This window comes from Novosphingobium sp. RL4, from assembly GCF_035658495.1.
In the GTDB taxonomy this organism is placed as follows: Bacteria; Pseudomonadota; Alphaproteobacteria; order Sphingomonadales; family Sphingomonadaceae; genus Novosphingobium.
This window is the reverse complement of record NZ_CP141944.1, coordinates 1,214,560-1,226,984: the sequence shown is the minus strand read 5'-3', so window position 1 is coordinate 1,226,984 and position 12,425 is coordinate 1,214,560. Positions and strand designations below refer to the sequence as shown.

General features: G+C 64.5%; 13 protein-coding genes and 1 tRNA gene. 4 read left to right on the top strand and 10 right to left on the bottom strand.

Annotated features, from left to right (window positions below):
* Positions 1-66 precede the first annotated feature (66 nt).
* Both U9J33_RS05935 and U9J33_RS05930 read right to left on the bottom strand, forming a co-directional pair.
* Positions 67-291 (bottom strand): hypothetical protein, encoded by a 225-nt coding sequence (locus U9J33_RS05935; RefSeq protein ID WP_324698527.1) that lies wholly within the window; start codon positions 289-291, stop codon positions 67-69.
* Entirely contained in the window at positions 288-929 is a 642-nt protein-coding gene (locus tag U9J33_RS05930) for a ParA family protein (protein WP_324698525.1), read from the bottom strand. Before U9J33_RS05930 ends, U9J33_RS05935 begins: the two co-directional genes overlap by 4 nt.
* Positions 930-1,633: 704 nt before the next feature.
* On the opposite strand from U9J33_RS05930, the gene U9J33_RS05925 reads away from it, so the two are divergent.
* Positions 1,634-2,923 carry a reverse transcriptase domain-containing protein gene (locus tag U9J33_RS05925; RefSeq protein WP_324698523.1) on the top strand — a complete coding sequence of 430 codons (1,290 nt, stop codon included), beginning with the start codon at positions 1,634-1,636 and terminating at the stop codon, positions 2,921-2,923.
* A 42-nt stretch (positions 2,924-2,965) separates the two neighbouring features.
* Here U9J33_RS05925 and U9J33_RS05920 read toward each other — a convergent pair whose 3' ends face one another.
* The 5 genes from U9J33_RS05920 to U9J33_RS05900 all read right to left on the bottom strand — a co-directional run bounded on the left by U9J33_RS05920 (position 2,966) and on the right by U9J33_RS05900 (position 6,774).
* Positions 2,966-4,084, bottom strand: a complete 1,119-nt coding sequence (locus U9J33_RS05920; protein ID WP_324698521.1) for a DUF3800 domain-containing protein — start codon at positions 4,082-4,084, stop codon at positions 2,966-2,968.
* 280 nt (positions 4,085-4,364) lie between these two features.
* A tRNA-Lys gene (locus U9J33_RS05915) sits at positions 4,365-4,440 on the bottom strand.
* Between the two features lie 40 nt (positions 4,441-4,480).
* Positions 4,481-4,990, bottom strand: coding sequence for a 2-amino-4-hydroxy-6-hydroxymethyldihydropteridine diphosphokinase (folK, locus tag U9J33_RS05910; protein WP_054440232.1), 510 nt, complete (start codon positions 4,988-4,990; stop codon positions 4,481-4,483).
* Between the two features lie 45 nt (positions 4,991-5,035).
* Positions 5,036-5,899, bottom strand: a complete 864-nt coding sequence (gene aguB, locus U9J33_RS05905) for an N-carbamoylputrescine amidase (RefSeq protein WP_324698519.1) — start codon at positions 5,897-5,899, stop codon at positions 5,036-5,038.
* Positions 5,900-5,913: 14 nt separating this feature from the next.
* Entirely contained in the window at positions 5,914-6,774 is an 861-nt protein-coding gene (locus tag U9J33_RS05900) for a methyltransferase (RefSeq protein WP_324698517.1), read from the bottom strand.
* 119 nt (positions 6,775-6,893) lie between these two features.
* Here U9J33_RS05900 and msrA point away from each other — a divergent pair, with 119 nt between their 5' ends.
* Entirely contained in the window at positions 6,894-7,439 is a 546-nt protein-coding gene (gene msrA / locus U9J33_RS05895) for a peptide-methionine (S)-S-oxide reductase MsrA (protein ID WP_324698515.1), read from the top strand.
* A gap of 190 nt (positions 7,440-7,629) precedes the next feature.
* Positions 7,630-8,706: a choice-of-anchor A family protein gene (locus tag U9J33_RS05890; protein ID WP_054440229.1), complete on the top strand. Its 1,077-nt coding sequence runs from the start codon at positions 7,630-7,632 to the stop codon at positions 8,704-8,706.
* Positions 8,707-8,794: 88 nt separating this feature from the next.
* Here U9J33_RS05890 and U9J33_RS05885 read toward each other — a convergent pair whose 3' ends face one another.
* The gene (locus tag U9J33_RS05885; RefSeq protein WP_324698513.1) at positions 8,795-10,024 is read right to left on the bottom strand and encodes an RsmB/NOP family class I SAM-dependent RNA methyltransferase; all 1,230 of its coding nucleotides are present in this window, start codon (positions 10,022-10,024) and stop codon (positions 8,795-8,797) included.
* 54 nt (positions 10,025-10,078) lie between these two features.
* Between U9J33_RS05885 and U9J33_RS05880 the strand changes: the two genes are divergently transcribed.
* Complete coding sequence (locus tag U9J33_RS05880; RefSeq protein ID WP_082370498.1) at positions 10,079-10,246, top strand: DUF1674 domain-containing protein; 168 nt, start codon at positions 10,079-10,081, stop codon at positions 10,244-10,246.
* 34 nt (positions 10,247-10,280) lie between these two features.
* Here U9J33_RS05880 and virB11 read toward each other — a convergent pair whose 3' ends face one another.
* Both virB11 and U9J33_RS05870 read right to left on the bottom strand, forming a co-directional pair.
* On the bottom strand, positions 10,281-11,321 hold the full coding sequence (gene virB11, locus U9J33_RS05875; RefSeq protein WP_054440227.1) for a P-type DNA transfer ATPase VirB11: 1,041 nt from the start codon (positions 11,319-11,321) through the stop codon (positions 10,281-10,283).
* Positions 11,322-11,327: 6 nt separating this feature from the next.
* Complete coding sequence (locus tag U9J33_RS05870) at positions 11,328-12,425, bottom strand: TrbI/VirB10 family protein (RefSeq protein ID WP_324698510.1); 1,098 nt, start codon at positions 12,423-12,425, stop codon at positions 11,328-11,330.

Sequence of the window (12,425 nt, the reverse complement as noted above, 5' to 3'; positions counted from 1 at the left end):
CGATCACCGTCAAGGGTGATCGGGACATACCTCTGCTTCCTTCCAGCAAAAAATTGTGCGCTGCGATCAGGCGCCAGCCAGCAGCCTGTCGATCGCAATGACCACCAAGTCATCGCCGCTCAGGCCGTGGGTTGCAGCGAGTGTGCGCAGGGCCACGTAACGCGGCTGGTCGAGCGTCGCGCTGATGCGACGGCGCGGCCCTCCAAAAATGCGCCTCGGCGGCGCGAGCGGTTCCGCAATCGGCCGCACATGCCCGCGCCCCGATAACGGTTCAAAACCAGCATCCATCATCGTTCTCCCAATCGCTCACGGATCTTAGCCCAGACGTTCCGAAGTTCCTGTGCTCCGGCCGAGTTCGGCTGCGTTTCCGTAAGGGTCAGACCGCTGCGAAGCGGCAGGTCCACACGGTGATGGACCGGAGGCAGCCTGTCCTGACCGTCCGCATCCAATCGACGGACAAGTTCCCCCATTGCACGGCTGCGAAACAGTCCGCCATTGGGTAGGGCCAGATACGGCTCCTCCCAGAAAAGCACCGTCTGCATCGTTCGTTGGACAGCCTTGTAATCGAGCTCCCCGGGGCGAACCGGAACGACAACGAGATGCGCCACGTTCATGGCCTTGGCGATGTACTCGCTGTGGCCGGGCGGCGTGTCGATGAAGACATATCGCACACCCTTGCGGTTGAGAGCGTAGAGCCTGAGAGCCAGCGTGCGCAGCATGGGAGCGACAAGGATCGGGCCGTCGCGCTGGCGGGCGTTGTACCATGCTGTGAGGCTGCCCTGCGGGTCTAGGTCGAACATGGCGACCTTGCCCTTGCCGAGCTCGCCTTCTTCGTCCTCGCAGTCCTGCTGTGCCAGCACCGCCAACGAGGCGGTCAACATCGTCTTGCCCACGCCGCCCTTGTGGGCGGCAAGGCTGGTTATCTTCATGTCGGGAACTCCGCGCTCGATTGCGCATCCGCACAAGGCGCGCGCAGATGATCAATCGAGTGTTCGCGACTTCCGTGGAAATATGGCGATCTTTTTAGCAGCCTACTTGACCGTGACGCCGTCTTGTTGCCAAGATGTTCGCACTGGCTCTAGCCGGTAGCCTGGCAGGCGGGATCACCGTCGGGACCAAGCGAACCTGCTACGGCGAGGCCACGGCGAAGGTCGCGACCTCGATTGTGCGGCACGGGCCGAAAGGTACCGCTGCGGATGTCAGGACCTACTCGTCCGAGGAAGTTACGTTAGCCGCAACCTTTACCATTCAGGGTACCTGTCAGGCGGCTAGTGGCATTATTCTGAAGGGCGGGCGGGAGCCGGGCGCAAGTCGCCCTTCGCGCTTGCCTAAGCGACCAAAAAGGTTAGGCTTTCGCTGAGGAGATGAACATGCGCCACACATGCAAAAACGTGCCAACTCGGCACGGGCCGGTCGGGGCGCCTCGCGCTTCCTGATCGGACTGGCTCTAGCCGGTAGCCTGGCAGGCGGGATCACCGTCGGGACCAAGCGAACCTGCTACGGCGAGGCCACGGCGAAGGTCGCGACCTCGATTGTGCGGCACGGGCCGAAAGGTACCGCTGCGGATGTCAGCTCCCCGTCGGACGGGTAAGGCGAACTGACAGGACCCTACAGACTGCCTGCGTCCGACCTCATGAGAGCCATTCGGAAACTCGACAACCTCGAGGCCGCATGGCGCGTCATCCAGCAGAATGGGCGCGCATCAAAATCGCCGCTAGTTCGGTTGGAGCTAGAGCGCTTTGCTGAGGACGCTCAGCGCAACCTTCGATCACTCCAAGGCAAGCTCAGTCGAGGAAGTTTCAGGTTCGAAAAAGCCAAAGGCGTGCCCATCCCCAAACTCGATGGGAATGGACGACCGACCGGCAAGATTCGCCCAATTGTACTTGCGCCTGTAGCAAGCCGGATCGTCCAAAGAGCCCTCCTCAATGTGTTGATCGACATCGACGCGTTGAAGCCGTTCGTCAAAACGCCCTACAGTTTCGGCGGGATACGTAGCCTCCGAAAGCGCGGCGAACAGGGTCGGAGTGAGGAAATCTCCGCAGTGCCCGCAGCGATCAAAGCTGTGCTCGACCAAATCGGGCAAGGCGCCAAGTTCATCGCCACTGCCGATATTCGCGCGTTTTTCACCCGCATTTCTAAAGATCGTGTTGTGCAGGTCATCGGCGAAGCTGTAGGCGATGACCCCAAGTTCCTGGCATTTGTGCGCGCAGCTATAAAGGTGGAACTCGAAAACATCGCGACGCTGAAGAACGCTGCCGGACAGTTCCCAACCGAGGAAATCGGCGTGGCCCAAGGCAATTCATTATCACCGCTACTCGGAAACATCGCCTTGGCGAGCTTCGACAAAGCTATGAATGACGGCGATTGTCGCTGCATCCGCTATATCGACGACTTCATCATCATGGCGCCCACACAGAGGGCAGCTAACGCTCGCTTGCGGAAATCCATCGGCCTGCTCGAAGAGCTCGGCATGGAGTTATCTCCCGAGAAAAGTTCGAAAGGCGGGTCTCCGGTGGAATTGGGTTTTGATTTTCTTGGCATCTCAATCTGCCCCGGCTTGATCCGGCCCGCCGAAAAGGCGCGAAAACGCTTCATCGATTCTGTCGGCACCGTCCTGCATCAGACGCAGAAAGCGATGATTGGCCTAAAGAACGGAAACCCGTTACCGAGCGAGCAATCGTTGGTAGCTACACTCAAACGTATTGACGGCATGATCGAAGGCTGGGGAAAGCACTACTGGTTTTGTAACGACAAACATGTTTTTGCCGGCATCGACAAGCAGATCGACCAACGCTTAGCCGATTTTTTGGGCAGCTATTCATCTGTGAGGAACGCTGTGCCCGCCAGCCATCACAGAAAACTGCTCGGCCTGGCCGAACTCACAGCGATTGACCGAACCCCCTTTGCCTACCCTAGCAGTTAGCATCCCGCTCTCGGTGCATAGGCACTAAGCAATGGCCCGCGCTTAATCGGGCCGCCCCGCCTCAAAGCCCGTCCGCTTGACCAGCATACTCGTGAGTTGCGGGTCGAGCAGTTCGACCATACGGTCAACCATGTCTGGGCCGTCGCGTCGTGGCGGCGGACCCTCGGCATACGCGTCGTGCGGCATCACGCCGCTGTAGGTTAGGGCGCCAGCACCCAGTTCAATGAGCTCGAGAAGGAACGGATCACTCTCGCGCCCCTGCAACGCTGGCGCGAACTTCGCGCCGAGCCCCGCGAGAACGTCGCAGAGCTGGATCGCTGGCGATGCGTGCGACGACGCCGACACCGTAGACCTGACCCGTAGCGGAAACTCGACCAGCGTGCCGTTGCCTTGCGGCATCGGCGGCGACACAAAATCATCGCGAAGCATGGTCCCCCACATATCGCGCTGGCGCAGGAAATTGCTCGACTCGTCGTGGACGAGGTCGAAGTCCTCCGGCCGGTGCTGCCGCCACCAAATAACGGAGGAAAAAACCGATGTGAGCTGGATCTCACTGGAGTCGCTGAAATCCTCCAAGCGCTCATTAGACGCAAGGAAGTCGTCGAGACCCGTCCGTGCCGCACGATATAGGTCGCGGAGCGGCGACGAGGCAGTCCCAGAGACCTCATCCAGCAGCGCCCGCAACGGTTCAATCGTTGCCATGGCGGGCGCGCGAGCGAAAGTGTCCCATGCCGTGACCGAACTGCTGTAAAGTTCGTCCGAGCCATAGCGCAAGATATCGCGATGCGCGGAATTCATGAAGCGCTGGGCGTAACCCCCGGCATAAAAGTCCCGCCCCGCGTCGTAGACCATCGGCTCTATCAAGTAATCGAGCATTTTGGTGAGCAAGCAGAAGCGCTTGTCGATGATCCAAAGGTAAACTTGATCCTGTAGCATTGGGATTTCGCGGGCAAGCGTGCGTAGACCATCGCGGTGGCCAGCGCGCTTCCAAATGTTGGAAAACTTGAATTCCGCGCCTTGGTAGCGGGGGAAGCAACGCCGCAGGAGCTCGGCCGCCTCAGCATCTCCGATCACGGACGAGGCTACCACGAAAAACGGCTGCTCGGGGTTGAGGAGATCGTCGCCGGTATAGCCGGACTCGTCGAGAAAGATCGTCGTCATTGGACAGATATGGACACCATGCCGCTTGCTGACCACTATGTCGCACGCATTCTCCCCGTTTATATGGGCACTTCGGACACGCCCAAAAAGGGAGTTCGCGGCGGCTAGGCCGCTTACCGAAACCGGCCGTTCGTTAAGACCTCATTTGGCTACTGAGGGGAGCGGAGCTGTCATCCAGCGGACCAATGCCGCCGGCCCGACAGCTCTGCAAGAAAAAGGGGAATACGGTGGGAAGCGCCCAACGCTTCCCGCTCACCTTTGCCGAAACTGTTGGAAAAGATGGTGAGCCCTGCTGGGTTCGAACCAGCGACCTACTGATTAAAAGTCAGTTGCTCTACCGACTGAGCTAAGGGCCCCCGTTACCGGGCGCAGCACGCGAAGCGGCTGCGGAAGGGGTCACCTAAGGGCAGGGCGAGGCTTGGTCAAGCGGGCATGAAGCTGATTAATCGTAAGACCTGTCAAAGGGTCACGCCAGGTGCCGGCAATTCGCCGGGCCGGGCCGAGCACGAAATCACGCGCGCGGAAGGCGGGGTGAGGCAGGACAAGGCTTTCCTCGCCCTCTCCGCCCGCCCAGGGGCCGCCGTTCCAGAGCACGAGATCAAGGTCCAGCACGCGCGCCCCCCAGGCCCGACCGAGGCGGCGGCGGCCGAACTTGTGCTCGATTTTACGCAATTTGTGCAGCATCTCGTCAGGCTCGCGCTTGCTGCGCACCAGCGCAACGCCGTTGGCGTAGCGGCGGCGCGAGGGGCCGAGCGGCGCGGTCTCGATCACCGGGGAGGCGGCGAGCACTTCCATCTTGCCCCGGCCCAGCGCCGAGAGCGCCGCGGCGAGCACCTTGCGAGGCCCGCCGTGGCGATGGTGGCGCATGTTGGAGCCGAGCGCGACGAGATACTGATGCTTGGCCAAGGCCGCTGCCCTCCCCCGATTATGCCGTAACTGCCGGGGCTTGTATCAGATATCCTGCGCGATGCGCGTATAAAGCTGCGGGCGGCGATCGCGGAAGAAGCCCATGCCCGCGCGGTGCCTGGCCGCACGCGCGAGATCGAGCGTGGAAACCAGCACGCCGGTCTCTTCCTTGCCGAACTCGGCGAGGTAATCACCCCATTCGTCGGTGATGAACGAGTGCCCGTAGAAGGTCTGCTCGGTACCGCATTCCGATTCGACGCCGATGCGGTTGGCGGCGATCACCGGCATGCAGTTCGATACCGAGTGCCCGACCATGGCGCGGCGCCACATGCGGCTGGTGTCGAGCGTGGCATCGTAAGGCTCCGAGCCGATTGCGGTGGGATAGAACAGCAGTTCCGCCCCCATCAGCGCCATCACCCGCGCGCATTCGGGGTACCACTGGTCCCAGCAGACGCCCACGCCGACTTTAGTGCCGAGCACGTCCCAGACCTTGAACCCGTCGTTGCCGGGGCGGAAGTAGTACTTTTCCTCGTAGCCGGGGCCGTCGGGAATGTGGCTCTTCCGATAGGTGCCGATGATCTCGCCATCAGTGCCGATCATGGCGAGCGTATTGTAGTAGTGGTGGCCGTCGCGCTCGAAGAAACTGGTGGGAATGACGATCTTCAACGCCTTCGCCAGCGCCTTCATCGCGATCACCGAAGGATGCTGCTCGGTCGGGCGCGCCAGGACGAAGAGTTCCTCTTCCTCCACCTTGCAGAAATAGGGGCCGGAGAACAGTTCGGGCGGCAGCACGATCTGCGCGCCCTTTGCAGCGGCTTCCTCGACCAGCGTGGAGACGGCAGCGATGTTTTCGCTCTCGTCGGCGGAATTGAGCGCCAACTGGAGCGCGGCAACGGTAATCTCGGTCATACGGCGCGCCCTTATCAGTCCCGCTTGCGGAACAGAAGGGTCATCCGGTCGCTCTCGCCGATCGCCTGATACTTCTCGCGGTCCTTGTCCTTGAGCGCCAGGGTGGGCGGCAGGGTCCAGACGCCGTCCGGCCAGTTGGCGGTGTCCTTGGGGTTGGCGCTGATCTCGGACTGGGCGACCAGATCGAAGCCGTTGTCCTTCATGAAGCGGACCACGTCGGCCTCGCGCAAGTAGCCCTTCGAGCCGTCGGCATAGTCGGCCGGAGCATCGGGACGAGCGCGGTGCTGTTCCACGCCGATCAGCCCGCCGGGCTTGAGCAGGTCGCGCATCGCCGCGAACTCGCTGCCGGCGATGTTCCAGCGCAGCAGGTTATGCATCATGCGCGGCACGATGATGACGTCGAACGTGCCCTTCTCGCCTTCAGGGATCGCGCCGAGCGTATAGGCGGCGAACCTGTCGGCGGGCATGCCGGTGAACTTGGCGACATCGGCCGGATAGCCCGCCGCGCCCTTGCGGATGCCCTCCTTCGTCTCGGGCTTGAAGGCCGGAGCATCGGGATTGAAGTAGAGTCCGACGAGATGGCCCTGCTGGCCGAGGTAAAGCCCGAGCAGGCGCGAGTACCATTCCCCGCCCGGCGCATACTCGCCCACCTTCATGGTCGGCGCGACGCGGAAGAAGCTCAATGTCTCCACCGGGTGGCGATACTTGTCGCGCGCGCGGTCTTCCTTGCGCGAGGGGCTGGAGGCGGCCAGTTCGAGCAGCGCCTCGCAGCCCTTGCAGGCTTCCGCTTCGGTATTCTCCTCGGCAGCCATGGCCGCGGTGGGCATGGCGATAACGCCGAGGAACGAGGAAAGGGCGATCAGGGCGCGGCGCATGTGATTCTCCCGTGGAACTCTGGTCGCGAATGAACCTAGTTTCCGGCCGCCCAATGACAACCCATCCAAGTGTACCTATCTAGCGACAAACTTCGCGCATTTGAGGAATTGAATCAGACATGGAAACGGCAATCGTGGCAGGCGGGTGCTTCTGGTGCACCGAAGCGGTGTTCCGCGACGTCATCGGCGTGAGCTCCGTGGAAAGCGGCTATATCGGCGGCACCGTGCCGAGCCCGACCTACAAGCAGGTCTGCGGCGGCGACACCGGCCATGCCGAAGCGATCCGCGTGAACTATGACCCTTCGGTCCTGTCCTACGGCGATCTGCTCGACGTGTTCATGGGCACCCATGACCCGACGCAGCTGAACCGCCAGGGCAACGACGTGGGCACGCAGTACCGCTCGGCGATCTTCCCGCTCGACGATGCGCAGGCTGCCGAGGCAGAAGCCGCCATCGCCCGTTCGAACGAGGACAACGGCGGCAAGGTCGTGACCACGATCGAAGGTTTCGCCGACGGCAGGCAGAACGACGAATGGTATCCGGCCGAAGACTACCATCAGGAATACTGGGACGGTGAAGGCCAGCGGAACCCCTATTGCCTCGCGGTCATTCCGCCCAAGCTGATGAAGCTGCGCAAGAGCTTCCAGAACAAGGTCAAGGCCTGACCTGAAGCGCGGCCCTGCCCGGCCCTTCCCACGGATGGGACAAGGCGAGACATCGCCCGCGTTAACCGTTCGCAAGGGATGACTCTTCGCCGTGTCTCACCATGAGACACGGCGAAACGGGCAGTATCCAAAACACACGGGACAAGTACTTAGCTCGCTCATTGCTCCGTTATTCTGGCGAGTCCCGCACATGTCCCGTCTCCGCAAGCTGTCACTTTCCGTTGCTGTTGCCGCCGTCGCCTTCGCGGCCAGCCCCGTGCTTGCCTCCTCGGGCATGATCGCCGGGATCGACGTGTTGAAGACCTGGAACCTCGTGGTGCTGGGCGATCTCACGTCCTCGTCGGAAGTGGAGGGCCGGACCTTCGTAGGCGGCAATCTCGACGGCAATGCCTCGAACTACCAGATCACCGCCCTGCCCGCCTCCAGCACCGGCACGCCGGGGCTGACGGTGGTGGGCGACGTCAACGGCGGCTACAAGAACCTCAACAACGGCTCCGGCGCGGTTGTCGGCGGCAACGTCAACAGCGGGCTCAACCTCAACGGCGCGGCACAGACGGTGCTGGTGGGCGGCACGATCAGCAACACCAACGTCAACAACAACACCGTGACCTCGGGCCTCGCCTCCAGCGACCCGCAGTTCGCCCAGAACCTCACCCAGCAGAAGAGCCTCATCGAAACCTCGATGGAGGGGCTCAGCCACTCGATGAGCACCGAGACGGCCAACAGCCAGCTCTCGATCAGCGGCAATACCGGCACGTTCAACGCCCAGCCCGATGCCAACGGCGTGGCCGTGTTCAACATCTCCGCCGCCGACCTCGACAAGATCGGCGAGATCAAGTTCAACCTCAACGGCGCCGACACGGCGATCGTCAACGTTTCGGGCACGTCGATCAAGCTGGACGACAACTTCCTCGGCGGCACCGCCAACCTCGGCGAACATGTCGTCTGGAACTTCTACGAGGCCGACGATCTTTCGCTGGCCACGGCATGGGGCGGCTCGGTTCTCGCGCCGGGCGCCAATGCGACGACCTCGAACTACATCCAGGGCTCGGCCGTGTTCGGCAATCTCGTGCAGAACGGCGAGATGCACGTGGGCACCTATACCGGCGGGTACACGCCGGGCGGCGATCCGGGCACCTCGACCAGTTCTGGCGGCAGCACTTCGGGCGGCAGCACCGACGTGCCGGAGCCGGGCATGGTCGGCCTGTTCGCGCTGGGTCTCGGAGCGCTGGTGTTCTGGCGCCGCCGCCGCGCCGTCGCGGCCTGAAACCATGAAGCCTGCGCGCCGCGGATAGCGGCGCGCCAATATCGATATGGCGAAGGTCCGGGGGATCATCCCCCGGAACTTCCCGTGCTTATTTCTGCCAGCGGCCAACGAAGAACCCGTCAAGCCCGCCGACCTCCGCCAGCATCCCCGGATCGGTCCGCACCCAGCCCTCGGCCGTGGGTACGAGTCCTTCGGGCAATTCGGAGGCCGTGACCGGAACCCTGGTGAGCGAAACCTTCTCGGCCTGTTCCTCGCCCTCTTCCAGCTCCATCGAGCAGACCGCATAGACCAGACGCCCGCCCGGCTTGAGCCAGCCCGAAGCGCGTTCCAGCATCTTCTCCTGAAGCGCGGTCATGTCCTCGATCTGGCGCTCGCCAATGCGGTGGAGCACGTCGGGATGGCGGCGCGCGGTGCCGGTTGCCGTGCAAGGCGCATCGAGCAGGATCGCATCGAACGCTTCTTCCGGCTCCCACGTCAGCACGTCGGCCTGCACCACTTCGGCTTCGAGCCCGATGCGCTTCAGGTTGTCGCGCAGGCGCTCGAGGCGGCGCTTGGAATTGTCGAGCGCGGTGACCTGCCAGCCCGCCGCCGCCAGTTGCAGCGTCTTGCCGCCCGGCGCGGCGCACAGATCGAGCACCCGCTTTCCTTCACCCGCGCCCAGCAGACGCGCCGGCAGGCTCGCGGCGAGATCCTGCACCCACCAGGCGCCGTCGCGGAATCCTTCGAGGTGCTCCACCGCCGTACCGCGCGCAAGGCGGACGTGGCCGGGCATCAGCGAGGTTCCGCCCAGGCGCTCGGACCATTCGGCGGTCTGTTCGGGATGACGCAGCGCCAGGTCCAGCGGCGGCGGCTCGGCCAGCCCCGCCGCGATCGCCTCGGCGCGCACGCCCCAGCGGCCCGCGACGTCCTCGGGCAGGGTCGGCACATCGGGAAGCTGCGCACCGCCCTTGGTTACGGTCGAGAACACGCCGTGCGCGAGCCGGCGCGGACCGCCCATCAACAGCGGCAGGCCGGTGGCGATCACCGCATGGCCGGGCGTCTCCAGCCGCAGTACCTGCGCGAGCATGATCTGGAGCACCGCGCGCGCCTTCGCGTCGGGCGCGAGCGGCAGGCGGGTGGCGCTGTCGATCAGTTCGTCGAGGTCGGTGCGCCAGCGCAGCACCTCGCCGGCAATGGCGCGGGCAAGCGCCCGGTCGGCGTCTCCGCCCACGCGGGCCAGCGCGGAGCCGCCCGCCTGGTCGAGCGTTTCGCCCCGCCGCAGCACGGCATCGATAAGGTTGAGCGCGGCACGGCGCGCGGGAAGGCCGGGAATGTCCATGTGCAGCCCCTATAGCGGATTGCGTTTTCGCGCTACCTCCACCACATGAGCTTCATGACACAGCGCGCCACCCAACGTCCCGAAGGCTTCGCGAAGCCCACCCACTGGACGAACGAGCCCGCCCCGAAACCGGCCGAGCAGAAGGCCGAGCCCGATCCGGACGGCATTTCGCCCACCCGCTACGGCGACTGGGTGCGCAACGGGATCGCCGTGGACTTCTGACCCCCGCCGCCTGCAGGCGGATGACGAAAACCCCCTAGCCGACCAGCGTAGCGGTTTCGGCGATCTGGCTGATGCCGCGCTTCCCGTCCTGGCGATCGAGCTGGACGACGATATCGATCACCGAAGCGGCATATTCCAGCGTCTCTGCGCGGGTCAGGCCGATTCCGGTCTGCATCGACATCAGCGCGATCTGCTCAAGTGCGCCGCGCGGCGTATTGGCGTGCACGGTCGAGAATGAGCCGGGGTGCCCGGTATTGATGGCGCGCAGGAACGAGACTGTCTCGGTGCCGCGCAGTTCGCCCAGCACGATGCGATCGGGGCGCAGGCGCAAGGCGGCTTGAAGAAGATCGTTGGCGGAGACCTTGGCCTCTCCCAGTTCGCCCTTCACCGCGATCAGCCCTACCCCGTTGGCGCCAGGCAGCCGCAGTTCGGCGGTGTCTTCCACCAGAACCACGCGCTCCTGCTGCGGGATTTCCGAAAGCATGGCGTTGAGGAACGTGGTCTTGCCCGTGGACGTACCGCCTGAGATCAGGATCGTGCGGCGGCGGCGGATCGCGTCGCGCAGGAAGGCGATGGGCTCGGCCATGGCATCTGGCGTGGGCTCTTCGGCGGGCGGCGTGATAGGGCCGCGGTCGTAGGCGTCCAGCGGCAGTTCGAGCAGGCGGTGGCGGCGGATCGCCATGGCCCAGTTGGCGCGTGTCGCAGGCGGACCCACGAGCTGGATGCGCGCGCCGCTCTGCCCGCCATGGGCAGGAAGCGTGGCGGAGAGCAGCGGATGCTCGCGATTGATGCCCTGATGGCTGATCCGCGCGACCTGCTCGGCCAGGCGCTGGAGCAGGCGATTGTCCATTTCCGGTAAGGCGATGCGCTGCATGCCCGCAAGCGCCGCGTCTTCCACCCAGATTTCGCCGGGCCGGTTGACGAGGATCTCCGTTACGCTCTCACGCTCAAGCCAGGGGCGCAGCGGCGCCAGATAGGCATCGAGGTAGACCGAGCGCGCAGCGACCTGCATAGGCTCGCCGTCAGGCAGGAGCACCCCGGACGGGGCGCCTTGCAGGGAAAGAACGTCAGCCATAACGCCTCACTGAACCTGACTGAAATCCAGGTCCTTGGCGGTGAAGACGCGAATCGGCTCCCCCTGCCGCACCCGGATCGTCGGGCCGACGCTGCCGCTCTGCTGGACCGCTGCCGCCGCCGCCGACTGGCCGCCGCCGACGACCACGCTCGAACCGCTGGTGGCCAGCGTGGAAAGCCCGCCCACGACGGAGAGCAGCATGGCCGAGCCGAACCGCTCGAAGAAGTGGCTGTTGACCTTGCCGGGAAGGCCGGTCTCACCGCCGAAGGCAATGGCGGGCGAACCAAGGTTTACCGAGACGCCGTCCGGCCGGATCACGCGGCTCCAGATCACATAGGCGCGCTTCTGGCCGGCCGTCAGGCCGCTCTTGTACTGGCCGATCAGGCGCGAGGAACGCGGGATCAGCGTGCGCTTCCCGTCGAAGCTGCGCACGTCGGCGGAGACGATGGCGCGCACGTAACCGGGCACGTCGGTGTCGATCGCGGTTTCAAGCACGGCCGGGATCAGCGTGCCCTGCGTGACCGTGGTGGTCGGGTCGAAAGTGCGCGCGGCAGCGGCGGTGCTGCCAGTGCCACCGATGCGCGCGGCGAAATCGTCATTGGCGTTGCCCGCCTTGGCCTCTCCCCCCGGACCGGCGGACGGCATGGACACGGCATTGCCGCCTGCATCGAACACCACCGTGGGATTGGCGAAGGGATTGGCCGAGGCTGCGGGATTGGCGCCGGGGTCTGCGGCAAGCACGGGCGCCGGAGCCGGAGCCGCCAGCGGCGCACCCTGTACGACCGGCTGCGCGGGGACTGCGGCGGGTGCGGGCACGGCCGGTGCGGGAGCGCCGGGCTGCGGAACGGCGGCGGCGCCGGGCTGCGCGGTCTGGCCTTCGGGCGAATTGCGCACCGAATCCATCGACCACAGCGTAAGGCCGCCCAGCGCGGCAACGATCAGCACGCCCGCGGCAAGGCCGAGGCCGTCCGCCTTCTTGCGCTGCGTCACCTGCGGCAGGACATTGCGGCTGGCGAGGTCGATGACCTGTGCGCCTTCACCGTCGCGCGGGTCGGCGGCCTCGGTGGAATCGAGCTTCTCACGCAGGAAGGAGTTGGGCGCCAT

Bases quoted from the DNA above. Each gene is read 5' to 3' on its own strand.
- U9J33_RS05925 (WP_324698523.1), top strand. From the start codon at position 1,634: ATGAGAGCCATTCGGAAACTCGACAACCTCGAGGCCGCATGGCGCGTC.
- U9J33_RS05930 (WP_324698525.1), bottom strand. From the start codon at position 929: ATGAAGATAACCAGCCTTGCCGCCCACAAGGGCGGCGTGGGCAAGACG.
- virB11 (WP_054440227.1), bottom strand. From the start codon at position 11,321: ATGGCTGACGTTCTTTCCCTGCAAGGCGCCCCGTCCGGGGTGCTCCTG.
- msrA (WP_324698515.1), top strand. From the start codon at position 6,894: ATGGAAACGGCAATCGTGGCAGGCGGGTGCTTCTGGTGCACCGAAGCG.
- U9J33_RS05885 (WP_324698513.1), bottom strand. From the start codon at position 10,024: ATGGACATTCCCGGCCTTCCCGCGCGCCGTGCCGCGCTCAACCTTATC.
- U9J33_RS05920 (WP_324698521.1), bottom strand. From the start codon at position 4,084: ATGACGACGATCTTTCTCGACGAGTCCGGCTATACCGGCGACGATCTC.
- U9J33_RS05935 (WP_324698527.1), bottom strand. From the start codon at position 291: ATGATGGATGCTGGTTTTGAACCGTTATCGGGGCGCGGGCATGTGCGG.
- U9J33_RS05900 (WP_324698517.1), bottom strand. From the start codon at position 6,774: ATGCGCCGCGCCCTGATCGCCCTTTCCTCGTTCCTCGGCGTTATCGCC.
- U9J33_RS05890 (WP_054440229.1), top strand. From the start codon at position 7,630: ATGTCCCGTCTCCGCAAGCTGTCACTTTCCGTTGCTGTTGCCGCCGTC.
- U9J33_RS05870 (WP_324698510.1), bottom strand. From the start codon at position 12,425: ATGGCGCCCAACTCCTTCCTGCGTGAGAAGCTCGATTCCACCGAGGCC.
- aguB (WP_324698519.1), bottom strand. From the start codon at position 5,899: ATGACCGAGATTACCGTTGCCGCGCTCCAGTTGGCGCTCAATTCCGCC.
- U9J33_RS05880 (WP_082370498.1), top strand. From the start codon at position 10,079: ATGACACAGCGCGCCACCCAACGTCCCGAAGGCTTCGCGAAGCCCACC.